Annotated in this window: 13 protein-coding genes; 11 read left to right on the top strand and 2 right to left on the bottom strand. The window is 40.4% G+C overall.

All coding sequences use genetic code 11. The annotated features are described in order from the left end of the window. The first annotated feature begins 170 nt into the window (after positions 1-170). Genes sat through NSU19_RS11575 form a run of 6 tightly spaced genes read left to right on the top strand, consistent with a single transcriptional unit; the run spans position 171 to position 5,370 of the window. Positions 171-1,313: a sulfate adenylyltransferase gene (gene sat / locus NSU19_RS11600; protein WP_339196615.1), complete on the top strand. Its 1,143-nt coding sequence runs from the start codon at positions 171-173 to the stop codon at positions 1,311-1,313. Positions 1,314-1,325: 12 nt separating this feature from the next. After that, the gene (cysC, locus tag NSU19_RS11595) at positions 1,326-1,922 is read left to right on the top strand and encodes an adenylyl-sulfate kinase (protein WP_339196612.1); all 597 of its coding nucleotides are present in this window, start codon (positions 1,326-1,328) and stop codon (positions 1,920-1,922) included. A gap of 23 nt (positions 1,923-1,945) precedes the next feature. Further along, positions 1,946-3,571, top strand: coding sequence for a ferredoxin--nitrite reductase (locus NSU19_RS11590; RefSeq protein WP_063388462.1), 1,626 nt, complete (start codon positions 1,946-1,948; stop codon positions 3,569-3,571). Positions 3,572-3,584: 13 nt separating this feature from the next. Further along, positions 3,585-3,806 carry a DUF3906 family protein gene (locus NSU19_RS11585; RefSeq protein WP_063388461.1) on the top strand — a complete coding sequence of 74 codons (222 nt, stop codon included), beginning with the start codon at positions 3,585-3,587 and terminating at the stop codon, positions 3,804-3,806. A 14-nt stretch (positions 3,807-3,820) separates the two neighbouring features. Continuing rightward, positions 3,821-4,600 carry a uroporphyrinogen-III C-methyltransferase gene (gene cobA, locus NSU19_RS11580; RefSeq protein ID WP_339196608.1) on the top strand — a complete coding sequence of 260 codons (780 nt, stop codon included), beginning with the start codon at positions 3,821-3,823 and terminating at the stop codon, positions 4,598-4,600. Beyond that, positions 4,597-5,370 (top strand): sirohydrochlorin chelatase, encoded by a 774-nt coding sequence (locus NSU19_RS11575; protein ID WP_339196605.1) that lies wholly within the window; start codon positions 4,597-4,599, stop codon positions 5,368-5,370. The genes cobA and NSU19_RS11575 overlap by 4 nt, the downstream gene beginning before the upstream one ends. Before the next feature lie 154 nt (positions 5,371-5,524). On the opposite strand, the gene NSU19_RS11570 is transcribed toward NSU19_RS11575, so the two are convergent. After that, positions 5,525-7,231, bottom strand: coding sequence for an NFACT RNA binding domain-containing protein (locus NSU19_RS11570; RefSeq protein WP_339196602.1), 1,707 nt, complete (start codon positions 7,229-7,231; stop codon positions 5,525-5,527). A gap of 128 nt (positions 7,232-7,359) precedes the next feature. On the opposite strand from NSU19_RS11570, the gene NSU19_RS11565 reads away from it, so the two are divergent. Beyond that, complete coding sequence (locus tag NSU19_RS11565) at positions 7,360-10,032, top strand: calcium-translocating P-type ATPase, SERCA-type (protein WP_063388647.1); 2,673 nt, start codon at positions 7,360-7,362, stop codon at positions 10,030-10,032. Positions 10,033-10,042: 10 nt separating this feature from the next. Here the strand turns inward: NSU19_RS11565 and NSU19_RS11560 are convergent, their stop codons facing one another. Next, positions 10,043-11,404 carry a transposase gene (locus NSU19_RS11560; RefSeq protein ID WP_087960047.1) on the bottom strand — a complete coding sequence of 454 codons (1,362 nt, stop codon included), beginning with the start codon at positions 11,402-11,404 and terminating at the stop codon, positions 10,043-10,045. Positions 11,405-11,659: 255 nt separating this feature from the next. Here NSU19_RS11560 and NSU19_RS11555 point away from each other — a divergent pair, with 255 nt between their 5' ends. The 4 genes from NSU19_RS11555 to rpoZ are packed head-to-tail and all read left to right on the top strand — an operon-like array spanning position 11,660 to position 13,657. Beyond that, positions 11,660-12,535 (top strand): YicC/YloC family endoribonuclease, encoded by an 876-nt coding sequence (locus NSU19_RS11555; RefSeq protein WP_339192956.1) that lies wholly within the window; start codon positions 11,660-11,662, stop codon positions 12,533-12,535. Between the two features lie 22 nt (positions 12,536-12,557). Then, positions 12,558-12,821 carry a DUF370 domain-containing protein gene (locus tag NSU19_RS11550; protein ID WP_063388456.1) on the top strand — a complete coding sequence of 88 codons (264 nt, stop codon included), beginning with the start codon at positions 12,558-12,560 and terminating at the stop codon, positions 12,819-12,821. A 12-nt stretch (positions 12,822-12,833) separates the two neighbouring features. Then, the gene (gene gmk, locus NSU19_RS11545) at positions 12,834-13,457 is read left to right on the top strand and encodes a guanylate kinase (RefSeq protein ID WP_063388455.1); all 624 of its coding nucleotides are present in this window, start codon (positions 12,834-12,836) and stop codon (positions 13,455-13,457) included. Continuing rightward, the gene (rpoZ, locus tag NSU19_RS11540; RefSeq protein ID WP_063388646.1) at positions 13,457-13,657 is read left to right on the top strand and encodes a DNA-directed RNA polymerase subunit omega; all 201 of its coding nucleotides are present in this window, start codon (positions 13,457-13,459) and stop codon (positions 13,655-13,657) included. The genes gmk and rpoZ overlap by 1 nt, the downstream gene beginning before the upstream one ends. Positions 13,658-13,729 lie beyond the last annotated feature (72 nt).

Here is a 13,729-nt window from a genome sequence, read left to right as displayed (position 1 = left end):
TAAAGTTTTGAAGACTCGTTTCATGAAATGATTCTTTTTACTCGTTTTTGATGATGGCGTATCGCAACGATTTAGATTTATTTAGCGGCTAAGGCTAAAAATTTTTTCAACAAAAGCCTAGTAAATAAATATGAATATAGGAATATATGGCGTAGCAAGGAGGAGATCAAATGGGGATTGCACCGCACGGAGGAACATTAATCAATCGCTATAATCCAGAATACAATTATTCTCATATTCAAGAAGCAATTGAATTGGATAATATCGGGCTCTCTGACTTAGAGTTAATCGGTATTGGAGCATTTAGTCCATTAACGGGTTTTTTAACTAAAAAAGATTATGATAGTGTTGTCGAAAACATGCGTCTTGCCAATGGTATAGTTTGGAGCATTCCAATTACACTTCCTGTTGAAGAAGAACAAGCTGATCGCATCGACATTGGAGATGAAGTTAAGCTGACATTTAACGGAGAAGTATACGGTGTGATCAAAGTGGAAGATAAATATAAGCCGGATAAACAAAAAGAAGCGGAATATGTTTATCGGACAAAAGATGAAGAGCACCCAGGAGTTGCTAAATTGTATGAGCGTCCACCTGTCTATCTTGGCGGGGATGTCGTGTTAGTAAAGAAAACGGAAAAGCCGTTTCCAAACGAAACATTTGAACCAGCGGAATCTCGAGCCGCTTTTGAACGTTTCGGCTGGAATACAGTCGTAGGGTTTCAAACGAGAAATCCTGTTCACCGGGCGCATGAATACATTCAAAAAACAGCTCTTGAAACCGTAGACGGATTATTTCTGCAGCCGCTTGTCGGCGAAACAAAAAAGGATGATATTCCTGCGGATATTCGCATGGAAAGCTATCGAGTTCTGTTGGAAAATTACTATCCGAAAGATCGTGTTCTGTTAGGAATTTTTCCAGCCGCCATGCGCTATGCCGGACCAAGGGAAGCGATATTCCATGCTATCGTTCGAAAAAATTATGGGTGTACGCATTTCATCGTTGGAAGAGACCATGCAGGGGTTGGAAATTATTATGGAACATATGATGCGCAGAAAATCTTTTTCAACTTTACAAAAGAGGAATTAGACATTACGCCGCTGTTTTTTGAACACAGCTTTTATTGCAAAAAATGCGACGGCATGGCCTCCCATAAAACATGTCCGCATTCCGATGACGACCGTGTCATTTTATCAGGCACAAAAGTAAGGGAAAAACTGCGAAACGGCGAGCCGCTGCCAAACACTTTCAGCCGTCCGGAAGTTGTTGAAGTGCTCGTAAAAGGACTGCGCCAAGAAGAATTGCAAAAATGAGGTGGAATAAACGTGACAAGTAAAAATATTGTTTGGCATCACCATTCCGTCACAAAAGAAGAGCGGAGGAAAAAGTTGGGGCATCACAGCTTTGTTCTATGGTTTACCGGATTGTCTGGTTCCGGCAAATCAACGTTAGCCAATGCATTAAACCAAAAACTGTTCAATGAAAATATTTCGTCTTACGTACTAGATGGAGACAACGTTCGCCATGGGTTGAACAAAGATTTAGGATTTTCGGAATTGGACCGAAAAGAAAACATTCGGCGCATTGGAGAAGTTGCAAAATTATTTGTAGACAGCGGTCAAGTTGTTTTGACAGCCTTTATTTCTCCATATAAAGAAGATCGGGAGTTAGTAAGAAATTTGCTCGAGCATGATGAGTTCATTGAAATATATGTTAAATGCTCATTATCAGAATGTGAAAAACGAGATCCGAAAGGGCTGTACAAAAAAGCGAGAAACGGTGAAATAAAACATTTTACAGGTATCGACGATCCATATGAAGAGCCTGAAAATCCTGAAATCATTGTTCATTCTGAGGAATGGTCAGTAGAAGAAAGTGTTGAACATATTTTTCAATATTTAAAAAATCGAAAGTTCCTATAATTTTAAACATTGGGGGAGTTGCAATGGCACATGAAAAAGTATGGGCAAACAATGAAAATTTAAATAAGTTTGAATTAAAAAAGCTTGAAAAAGACGGATTGGATATTTTGGAAGAAATCGACACCTTTGCGAAAAACGGCTTTGCTTCCATTCCGGAAGAAGATTGGGATTTGCTCAAATGGGCGGGGCTGTATCTTCAACGGCCTAAAAAAGACGGTTATTTTATGATGCGGATCAAAGTACCGACGGGAATATTAAACTATGAACAAGTCGTTGCACTCGCAGGGATCTGCAGAGATTTTGGCCGGGATCTATTTGATATTACAACTCGTCAAGCCATCCAATTCCATTGGCTGGAAATCGAGAACATTCCGGAAATATTTAGACGCTTGGATGAAGTCGGTCTAACAACGGTAGGCGCCTGTGGCGACATCGCCCGCAACGTGATTGGAAATCCTCTTGCGGGCATTGACCCGGAGGAGCTTTTGGACACAGAGCCGATTGTGCGAGAAATTCATCAATTTTTCCATAAAAATAGAGATTTTTCCAATTTGCCAAGAAAATATAAAATTTCGATTAGTGCAAGCTACTACAATTCCGGACATGCCGAAATCAATGATTTAGCTTTCATACCAGCTACAAAAGAGATTGACGGAAAGCTTGTGAAAGGCTTTCATGTAAAGGTCGGTGGCGGACTATCATCAAAACCGCATTTGGCCCAACCATTGAACATTTTCGTAACCCCGGATAAAGTGAAGGATGTTGCCATTGCGGTCACAACCATCTTCCGTGATTACGGCTATCGTGAGAAAAGACACCGCGCCCGTCTAAAATTTTTAGTTGCCGATTGGGGTGTAGAAAAATTCCAAGAAAAACTGCTTGAACTGACAGGTCCGCTTCCGGAGAGAGGAAACGATGAAACAAAAGGCTGGAATGCAGGATATTTTTACGGCGTTCATCCGCAAAAGCAAAAAGGCTTGAATTACATCGGCTTTAATGTTCCGCTCGGAAGACTTTATTCCGAGGAAGTGCTGGAGATCGCCAGAATTTCCAAAAAATACGGTAATGGACAAATCCGAACTTGCAATACACAAAATATTGTGATTCCGAACGTTCCGGATGATCAAGTTGAAGCTTTGCTGGCAGAAGAAATTTTTCAAAAGGGCAGAATTACCATCAAGCCGAAATCATTCATTGGTTATGCCGTTTCCTGCACTGGAACGGAATTTTGCAACCTTGCGCTTGTTGAAACGAAACAGCGGATGAAAACAATTGTCGAATATTTGGATCAAGAATTAGAATTGGATGTACCTGTTCGAATGCACATCACAGGCTGCCCGAATTCATGCGGTCAGCGGCAAATCGCGGACATCGGTCTGCAAGGCGTTTTGATGAGAACAAAAGATAAAAAAATGGTCGATGCCTACGAAATTCATGTTGGCGGAACGCTTCTTGACGGCGGCCGATTTAATGAAAAATTGAAAGGAAAAATTGAGGCAGAGAAGCTTCATTTAGTGTTGAAAGATTTTCTGCAATATTTCAAAGAAACGAAGCTGGCCGGCGAAACCTTTTTAGAATATTATGATCGCGTCGGCATTGAACCTTTGCAGGCGAAGCTCGATGAGATTTTGGAACCTCTCGGAGCTTAAATGGGGTGTCAGCATGTATTTGTATCGCTTTCTTGTAAAAACGAAGGAGAAGGAAATTCCAGTAATCATCGCGGCCGAAAATGATTTGAAAGCATTCGAGCAAGTAGATGTTGAGCTTGAAAAATTTTATTTAAAGGTTCTTGACATTGAAGATGTTACGTTGTACGAAAAGAAAAAAATACGAAAAAGTGCAGGGTTTGTGATAGATGAAAGCGACGTGACGCTCTGTACGTAGTGGGGGAGATCAGCGTGGGAAAAGTGTATATTGTCGGAGCAGGCCCAGGAGATCCAGAATTAATCACAATAAAAGCGATGAAGGCGATTCAGAAGGCGGATGTGATTTTATATGACAGGCTTGTCAACAAAGAGCTCCTTGCTTATGCAAAAAAAGAAGCGGATCTCATTTATTGCGGCAAATTGCCAAATTACCATACGATGCGCCAAGAGACGATCAATAAGTTTTTAGTGAAGCATGCCCAGGCAGGCAAAATCGTAACGCGGTTAAAAGGAGGCGATCCCTATCTGTTTGGCAGAGGGGGGGAGGAAGCGGAAGTATTGGTGCAAAAACGAATTCCTTTTGAAGTAATCCCCGGGGTTACGGCTGCTTCCGCCGCTTCCGCCTATGCTGGCATCCCGCTAACGCATCGCAACATCAGCGCTTCGTGTGCATTTATTACCGGGCATAGAGCAGGGGACCGGAAAACAAAAGAGGAAACGATTCATTTGATGAAGGCGGCGGACACCGTTGCCGTCTATATGGGTGTGAAAAATATTCCGGAAATCCAAGACATGATGGTCCGAAGCGGGAAGGATCCCAATACACCTGTTGCCTTTATTGAATGGGCAACTACGGAAGAACAGCGCACAGTAACGACAAACGTGAAGGAAATGGCGAAATCGGCAAAAGAAAATTGTATTTCTAATCCATGCATGATCATTATCGGCGAAGTCGTTCGTTTTCATGACCAGTTGAACTGGTTTGAGAAGCAGATGAGCAACATCGATTTTACAACAGGTGTTTCGTTATGAAAAAAGGGGTTCTGTATATCTTTCACGGCAGTCGGTTGCGAGATTCTAGAGAAGAGGCGATTCATTTTTTCAATGACGTGAAGGCGAGCCTGCCATACGAGATTCAAGAAATCTCTTTCCTTGAGCTTGCAAAGCCTACCATTGAGGAAGGATTTGCATCCTGTTTCGCAAAAGGAGCTGCTCATATTGCGGTAATCCCAGTGCTGTTATTAGCTGCCGGCCATGCCAAACAAGATATACCAGCTATTCTTTCGACATTGCAGACAAAGTATCCGGAAGCAATGATCTCCTATGGCATGCCTTTTGGCGTTGATGAATTGATGCTACAGGCGGTGGAAGACCGAATTAAACGCGTTTTGAATAGACCGAAAAAGTCTAGAATGATTTTGATCGGTCGAGGAAGCCGCGATGTGGAAATGCAGCAAGATTTTTTAAGGATTGGCCGCATGCTTGAAGAGCGATTGGAAGTACCGGTGACGTGCTGCTTTTTAACCGCAGCTTCTCCTCTTTTTCAAGATGTTGTTCAATCCGTTCCAAAAATGACGGAAGAAGAAATAATTTTTGTGCCTTATTTATTGTTTACAGGTCTATTGTTAAAAGGAGTTCAAAAGGAAATCGAGCAATTGAAAAAGGTAACGAATAAAAATATTATGTTAACTGATCATATCGGAAACCATTCGGCTGTAAAAGAACTGCTTCGCTTCAGAGTTGAAGAAGCGTTTGCAACAAGAGAAGAGAATAAATATTTGAAAAAGGAAACCGTGTTATGAATGGTTTCCTTTTTCTCTGTACTGAAATGAGGCGTACATAATTTTTCAAGATTAGAGCTAGTGAAGGCGACATTCCCGATGATCAACGTTGTTAATGGAGTAAGAGTTTCATAAAAGAAGCTTATAAAAGCAGAAGGAGAAGCAGAAAAAACGTCTATTGTTTTTTCAACTTCAGCACGAGCTCTTCATCAGGCGTCACATAGACCGTTTGCTGATTTTCATATATGACAAACCCAGGCTTGGCGCCATTCGGTTTTTTTACATAGCGCACTTTTGTATAATCGACAGGTACGGAGCTTGACTGACGCGCCTTGCTGAAATAAGCTGCAAGATTCGCTGCTTCTAAAATGGTCTGTTCAGATGGATCCTTTTTTCGGATCACAACATGGGAGCCGGGTATGTCCTTTGTATGAAGCCAAATATCGTCTCTAGCAGCAACCCGGTTTGTCAAGTATTCGTTTTGCTTGTTGTTTTTGCCGACTAATATTTCAACTCCGTCGCTGGACAGATAAGTTTCCAATACTGGTTTTACGTTTTTCTTCTTCGGGTGGTTCGCTCTTTTTTTCAAATATCCCCCTTCGATCAATTCTTCTCGAATTTCCTCTAAGTCTTTAGGGGAAGCCGTTTCAAGCTGTTGGAGAAGCCGGTCAAAATATTCGATTTCTTGTTCTGCTTTTTCGATTTGTGATTTGACAACTAAAACGGAATTTTTGGCTTTTTGATATTTTTGGAAATAACTTTGCGCATTTTCGGAAGGAGTTTTCAAAGGATCAAGCGGAATTTTGATCTTTTGTCCATCCTCGTCATAATAGTTGATCACTTCGACTTCTTTATCCCCTTTTTTCACAGCATGCATGTTCGCTGTCAATAGTTCGCCGTAAAGCTGCAGCGTATTTGCTTTTTCAGCCTCTTTGAGCGTGTGTTTTAACTTTTGGATTTTCGTTTCATTCTTTTTTCGCTCGTTGATGATGAAGCGTTCTAAATCCTGCCCTTGCTGCTTCACTCGATCGCGTTCCGCTTTCGAGTAAAAATATCGGTCTAGCAATTCGCTTATGGTAGAAAATGTTTTCCTTTCTCCTTTTACGTGCTCTAAAGGCAAAATATAAAAATATTCTTTATTTAAAGTTTTTGTCATTTGCGGAACAATGCTTCCGCTTTTTATTTGATTTAAAACGGACGTAAGCGTTCTGGCAACCGATTCCTTATTGGCGATTCCAGAGCGGTAGACGATTTCTTTTGCCAACAGAGGCGAGATGCCAGCAAATTGGTCGACAATTTGTTTTTCAAATTTTCCTGAAAACAGATCAATTTTTTTCAAAACCGTTTCTTCTGAAGCATGAAAAGGATTCAATTTGCCTTGGTCTGGAGGAAAAACATATGCGTGTCCGGGCAAAACAGAGCGATGGCGATTGACTGCAGCTGATACATGTTTGATGCTGTCAATGATCATCTTCTTTTCTTGATCGACTAAGATGATGTTGCTATGTTTTCCCATGATCTCGACAAATAATTGTTTCCTGGTGATATCCCCTAATTCATTGCGGGATCTCATTTGCAGCATGACGATTCGATCAAGTCCGACCTGGCTGATTTCCTCAATGATGCTTCCTTCCAAATGCTTTCTTAAAACCATACAGAACATCGGCGGTTCTTGCGGATTATCATAGTTGGAGGCTGTAAGATGAATGCGCGCAAAATTGGGATGATTGGATATAAGCAGACGATAATTTTTACCTTTCTGACGAATTTGCAAGATAAGATCGTGCTTAGAAGGCTGATGAATTTTTGTGATTTTTCCGCCTTCAAGCTCTTGTTTCAATTCTCTTTGAACACAATATGTAAAAATGCCGTCAAAAGACATATTTGCTCACCCTTTTTCCATGAAGTCCAAGAAAAAACTTACTAAATTATAACATGTTTTAGGACAAGGCTGAATATGTTGTTCTTAGAGCGTGTATCAAAAGGTGAAAAGGGGTGAAACAGAAATTCATGAAATGGCATGAATTGACAGAACAAGAAGTAATTCAATCATTGAATGTCGATATAAAAAAAGGATTATCAGAAAAAGAAGCAGAAAACCGCAGAAAAAAATTAGGATACAATGAGCTTGCAGAAGGAAAACGGCAATCAAATCTTTTGTTATTTTTCGGCCAGTTTAAAGATTTCATGGTTCTTGTTTTAATTGCGGCAACCGTCATTTCCGGCCTTTTAGGAGAGTATATTGATGCAGTTGCCATTATTGCGATTGTGATTTTGAACGGAGTTCTTGGATTTATTCAAGAGAAAAAGGCAGAGAAGTCTCTTGCTGCATTAAAAGAACTGTCAAGCCCGCAGACTACTGTATTGCGCAGCGGGAAGTGGGTGAAGATCCCTTCGAGAGAAATTGTCGTAGGGGACTGCATTAAATTTAAAAGCGGCGATCGAATCGGAGCTGATGTGCGTCTCATTCAGGTATCAAGCCTTGAAGTCGAGGAGTCGGCACTAACTGGCGAATCCGTCCCTGTTGGAAAACATACACGCCCATTAAAAGGGAATCAAGGATCCGTTGGCGATATGCAAAATATGGCCTTTATGGGCACGCTTGTAACAAGAGGAAGCGGAGTCGGCGTTGTCGTGGCTACAGGCATGAAAACGGCAATGGGGCAAATTGCAGATTTGCTGCAAACCCAGGAGCAGCAATTGACACCGATGCAGAGAAAATTAGAAGAGCTGGGCAAAGTTTTAATTGTTGTAGCTCTTCTCTTGACGGTATTAGTAGCAGGAATCGGAGTCATGCAAGGACATGCTGTTTATGAAATGTTTTTGGCGGGGGTCTCGCTGGCAGTGGCGGCGATTCCTGAAGGCTTGCCGGCGATTGTTACGGTTGCATTGGCATTGGGCGTCCAGCGGATGATCAAGAAAAATTCAATTGTCCGAAAGCTTCCAGCTGTTGAAACGCTCGGATGTGCAACCGTCATTTGTTCAGATAAAACAGGAACAATGACTCAAAACCAAATGACTGTGACAGACATTTGGATAAGCAATAAATCATGGAAGGTAACAGGTGCGGGCTATCAGCCTGCTGGGGAGTTTTTTGAAAACGGAAAAAAAATTGATCCGGCTGCTCATAAACCGTTGAAGCAAATGTTAATGTTTGGAATGCTTGCTTCAACATCTGATATTATTGAAACAAATGGAGAATATTCCCTTGATGGCGACCCGACGGAAGGTGCGTTGATCGTGGCTGGCATGAAAGCGGGGCTGGCAAAATCAAAATTATTGAAGCAATTTCATATTATGCGAGAATTTCCTTTTGACTCCGACCGAAAAATGATGTCCGTCATTGTTCAAGATAAAGACGGAAAATGCTTTGCAGTTGCAAAAGGAGCTCCAGATGTTATATTAGAACGTTCGACACATGTTCTTTGGCACGATAGAAAAGAACGTTTAACGGAACAGCGAAAAAATGACATTCAAAAGGCGATTTTTCATCAGGCAAACGAAGCATTAAGAACGATAGCAGTTGCATACAAACCGCTTCATACAGGATCTCTACCCCAAGCTGAAGCGGAATCTTCTCTTATTTTCATTGGCATACAAGGAATGATTGACCCGCCAAGACCAGAAGTGAAACAAGCGGTGAAGGAATGCGGTGAAGCAGGCATTAAAACTGTCATGATAACAGGCGATCATGTTATTACCGCACAAGCTATCGCAAAAGAACTAGAAATATTGCCGCCTAACGGTAAAGTAATGGACGGATCATCTTTGTCCAAGCTCACGATTGAAGAATTGGAAGAAGTAGTTGATGATATTTACGTATTTGCCAGAGTTTCTCCGGAGCATAAATTGAAAATTGTGAAAGCATTGCAAAACAAAGGACATATCGTTGCAATGACTGGAGACGGCGTAAATGATGCCCCGGCAATCAAAGCGGCAGACATAGGCATTTCGATGGGAATGAGCGGCACCGATGTGGCAAAAGAAGCTTCCTCTCTTATTCTCGTTGATGATAACTTTGCCACCATTAAAGCAGCGATTCAAGAAGGGCGCAATATTTATGACAATATCAGGAAATTTATTCGCTATTTATTAGCATCAAATGTAGGAGAGATACTAGTTATGTTATTTGCCATGATTTTAGCATTGCCACTGCCGCTTGTTCCGATTCAAATTTTGTGGGTGAATCTTGTAACAGATGGCCTGCCGGCTATGGCGCTTGGCCTTGATCCTGCAGAAGAAGATGTGTTAAAAAGAAAGCCTCGCGATCCGAAAGAAGGGATTTTTTCGAGAGGGCTTGGCTGGAAAATTTTATCTCGCGGGTTTTTAATCGGGCTGTCCACACTACTTGTCTTTTACTTCATTTATGAACGGAATACAGAACAGCTTGCCTACGCGCAAACAGCTGCTTTTGCAACACTTGTTTTGTCCCAATTGATTTTAGTGTTTGATTCAAGAACGGAAAAAACGATTTTTGACCGGAATCCTTTTAGCAACATTTATTTGCTGCTGGCAGTCTTTTCATCCATAATCTTAATGCTTGTTGTCATTTATTATGAGCCGCTTCAACCGATTTTCCATACAACGCCTATCATGGCTCGAGATTGGCTGTTTATTTTCGTCATGTCCGCTCTGCCGACATTTTTGCTGGCAGGATCAATTTTAACAAGAAAAAAACGATAAGTTATGTTACTCAACTTTCGCACACAGAAATATTTAAGCATTGCTTGATATAATTAGGTATAGTGGCCAACCATTTATTCATTTGATTTTTAAAGATGTCCATGTTCAAAGAAACCTCGGCTTCCGCCAAAGTTTGGAAAAGGTCAATAAGTGATTGAAGGGCAGTAATAAAATCTATGTCTTTTACATCTTCGCAAAGGATGTAAAAAAGGTTGCCAATCGTCTTAGGATCCTCCTCTTTTCGCATTTGCCAAGCAATGAGAATATATCGTGTAAAAACAATGGTTGTATGGCTAATTAACATGTCGTAGGAACGTCCCTGGAATTCTTTCTCTAAATTTAAAAGGGATTTATTGCATTTGAAGAAGACTTCAATGTCCCAACGCATGCCGTAAATACGAATGATCTCTTCATTTTCTAATGTTGTATCTGTGCTGAGAATGGCAAGCCATTCGCTCCGTTTATTACGGTTTCGTACAAATAGAATTTTTACTGGAATTCCATTGTCTAAAGTAGCATAAACGGATCCGCGAATGTCTTTTTTACCCATGTGAGGTTTTGCCAATTTGTAAAGTTGATTCAGTGTGAAACGTTCACCATTGTAAACGTATCGCTGCTTTAATTGCTTCACCAAGCCAATGACAAATAACCCTTTGTTCGTAATCTTCTCAATTAAAGGCGCTTGTGTAAACCAGGAATCCATGAGAACATAGTCAGCTATAATCCCTTTTTCAAGCGCATGATCAAGTAAAGCTGAAGCCACGTCCGGTTTTGATTTCAGAGCTTCCTGGCGACGCTTATAGCCAGATGTTCGTTTATCAATATTGGTATTGATTTCTTGCAGGCGATTTTCCTTTTTCGGTGAACTTAGAAGAGCAAAATCAACGGGAATAAAAGTAAAACTATCGGTCCAGCCAAGGGTAAGCATTTGAAACCCTTTCAAGTACTGATGGGTAGAGTGATCAAAAACCTTAGCCAACAGTTCAACCGACTTACTACGGTTTCTTGAAAAGACAGAATCATCAATCACAAAAGCTGTGACACGATCTTTTGAAGTTAATGGTTGAAGCAGACGGATCATTTCACTGCTTAATGAAAGCAGAAACTTTCTCCAATGATAGGTTGGTGTATTTAAAAAGCGATAGACTGTATCCTTTCCGGGCAGATCCTGAGATCGTTTACTCATAAAAGCACGAAACCAGTTCTTATATTGGAAGACTAAAAGAAAAATCAGTTTGAAAACAGTAAGACAAGAATACCCGGAAAGTTTCGTAATATTCGCTTTTCTTAAATGATATCCAATATTTAATTCGGAAAATCCTTGTTTAATTTCTTTTGGTAATTGCGCAAAGTAGTCTTTATTCGTTATCATAGTGGTGACACCTTTCTTTTGGATTTGGTTTCGTCACCAATATTTTACCAAAAGAATAGGTGTCTTTCTTTATGTTTTAAAAAATGTCAAATGATAATTTTGTACTTCCCAAAACCATTTACATCAAGCATTTAAACAAGATTTTGGACTGCGAAAGCTGAGTTATGTTATAATTTTTTCAGGTGATAGATGCTATTCTATGACCTTTCTTTTTTTCTTTTGTTTTGAAGGCGACGAAAGAACGGATGTGGTACAATGGTATTAAGCATGACGGGATTTGGCCGCTCGGTAAAAACGGTGCAGCAGATGCAAATAACAGTTGAGATGAGATCGGTCAATCACCGGTTTTGTGAAATCAGCGTGCGGATGCCTAAAAATTTTTTTTCGCTTGAAGAAAAAATAAAGAAAGCCGTACAATCTTATATAAATCGAGGACGTGTGGAATTGTACATCACGGTCAGCGGAGAGGGTCTTTTTTCCAGAACCCTAAACGTTGACTGGTCCCTTGCCGCTCAATACATAGACGCTTTGAACGAAATGAAACGCCGTTTTCATATAGATGATTCCATTCGTTTCATGCACCTTTTGCATGATGAACATATTTTTGAAATTCAAGAGGTTGCGAATGAAAATGAAGAGCTTGAATGTATGATGTTAGAAGCTGTTCATGAAGCGGCCAATCAACTTCTGGAAATGCGGGCTGCAGAAGGAAGCAAGCTAAAAGAAGACTTGCTTGAGCATTTGGAAGCGTTAGAGCAAATCATAGAGCATATTCAATCAAGAGCCAGTATTGTCGCAAGCAACTACAGAGATAAATTGCAAAAGCGTTTATCCGAGTTTATAACAGGGAATATTGATGAGAATAGAATATTGTTGGAAGTGGCAATTTTCGCTGACAAATCGGATATTACGGAAGAATTGACAAGATTAGAAAGCCATTTGAGCCAGTTTCGAAAAACGATCGAAAAAGATGAACCGATAGGGCGGAAGCTTGATTTTATCGTACAAGAGATGAGCCGGGAAGCCAATACGATCGGAGCTAAAGGGAATGATTCGGCCATTTCTGCTTTCGTTGTGGAATTGAAAACTGTTATTGAAAAATTAAAAGAGCAAGTTCAAAATATTGAATAAAGGCTTTTTAGGGGGAAAAATCATGGGAATTAAATTAATTAATATTGGCTTTGGCAACATCGTTTCAGCAAGCCGCATCATTTCCATTGTAAGCCCCGAATCGGCTCCGATAAAGCGGATGATTCAAGATGCAAGAGAACGAGGAATGCTTATTGATGCGACATATGGAAGAAGGACGAGAGCAGTTGTTATAATGGATTCTGACCATATTATATTGTCTGCCGTCCAACCGGAAACAGTTGCTCAAAGGCTTTCCAATAAAGATGAGCTGTCTGATGAAGGGTAGGGTAAATTTGAAATGCAATTAAAGAAAAAAGGTTTGTTAATTGTTTTGTCTGGACCGTCCGGAGTGGGAAAAGGCACTGTTCGCAAAGCGTTGTTTGCACAAAAAGACGTCAATTTTCAATATTCGATCTCAGTGACGACGAGAACCCCACGGGAGGGTGAGAAGGACGGTGTAGATTATTTTTTTAAAACACGCGAACAATTTGAACAGATGATTAAGGAAAACAAACTGCTTGAATGGGCAGAATATGTTGGGAATTATTACGGTACACCCGTTGAATATGTAGAGAAAACACTTGCAGAAGGAAAAGATGTTTTTCTAGAAATTGAAGTTCAAGGGGCTCTTCAAGTTAAAAAGGCATTTCCTGACGGGTTGTTTATATTTTTACTCCCGCCTAGCCTGGAAGAACTGAAAAATCGAATTGTCACGAGAGGAACAGAGTCAGCTGACTTGATCAATAATCGGATGAAAAAAGCAAAAGAAGAAATTGACATGATGGATTATTATGACTATGTTGTTGTTAATGATGAAGTGAATCTTGCCTGTGAAAAAATTAAAGCGATTGTGACTGCTGAACATTGCAGAAGGGAAAGAGTTGCACAAATGTACAAAAAATTTTTGGAGGTTGAGTCTTGATGCTTTATCCATCAATTGATTCCCTATTAAACCGTATCAATTCAAAATATACACTAGTAACTGTAGCAGCAAAAAGAGCGCGGCAAATGCAGCAAAACAATGACCAGCAATTGGAAAACACGGTATCTGTAAAATATGTCGGAAAAGCGCTGGAAGAAATTGATGCAGGGCTGCTTAATTATGAAAAGATTGAGAAATAATAGCTGCTGTCATAACAACCTACTTGATAGGTTGTTATTTTTTTAAAAAGCTGAGAAATAGGAGGAGAACAA

This window comes from Aeribacillus sp. FSL k6-2211, from assembly GCF_037966125.1.
In the GTDB taxonomy this organism is placed as follows: domain Bacteria; phylum Bacillota; class Bacilli; order Bacillales; family Aeribacillaceae; genus Aeribacillus; species Aeribacillus composti.
The sequence above is the reverse complement of the archived record's forward strand: the minus strand, read 5'-3'. Positions and strand labels throughout refer to the sequence as shown.

Coding starts and splice junctions, on each gene's coding strand:
- NSU19_RS11565 (WP_063388647.1), top strand. CDS start 7,360: ATGAAATGGCATGAATTGACAGAACAAGAAGTAATTCAATCATTGAAT.
- NSU19_RS11560 (WP_087960047.1), bottom strand. CDS start 11,404: ATGATAACGAATAAAGACTACTTTGCGCAATTACCAAAAGAAATTAAA.
- NSU19_RS11550 (WP_063388456.1), top strand. CDS start 12,558: ATGGGAATTAAATTAATTAATATTGGCTTTGGCAACATCGTTTCAGCA.
- sat (WP_339196615.1), top strand. CDS start 171: ATGGGGATTGCACCGCACGGAGGAACATTAATCAATCGCTATAATCCA.
- NSU19_RS11575 (WP_339196605.1), top strand. CDS start 4,597: ATGAAAAAAGGGGTTCTGTATATCTTTCACGGCAGTCGGTTGCGAGAT.
- NSU19_RS11555 (WP_339192956.1), top strand. CDS start 11,660: ATGGTATTAAGCATGACGGGATTTGGCCGCTCGGTAAAAACGGTGCAG.
- rpoZ (WP_063388646.1), top strand. CDS start 13,457: ATGCTTTATCCATCAATTGATTCCCTATTAAACCGTATCAATTCAAAA.
- NSU19_RS11590 (WP_063388462.1), top strand. CDS start 1,946: ATGGCACATGAAAAAGTATGGGCAAACAATGAAAATTTAAATAAGTTT.
- gmk (WP_063388455.1), top strand. CDS start 12,834: ATGCAATTAAAGAAAAAAGGTTTGTTAATTGTTTTGTCTGGACCGTCC.
- NSU19_RS11585 (WP_063388461.1), top strand. CDS start 3,585: ATGTATTTGTATCGCTTTCTTGTAAAAACGAAGGAGAAGGAAATTCCA.
- NSU19_RS11570 (WP_339196602.1), bottom strand. CDS start 7,231: ATGTCTTTTGACGGCATTTTTACATATTGTGTTCAAAGAGAATTGAAA.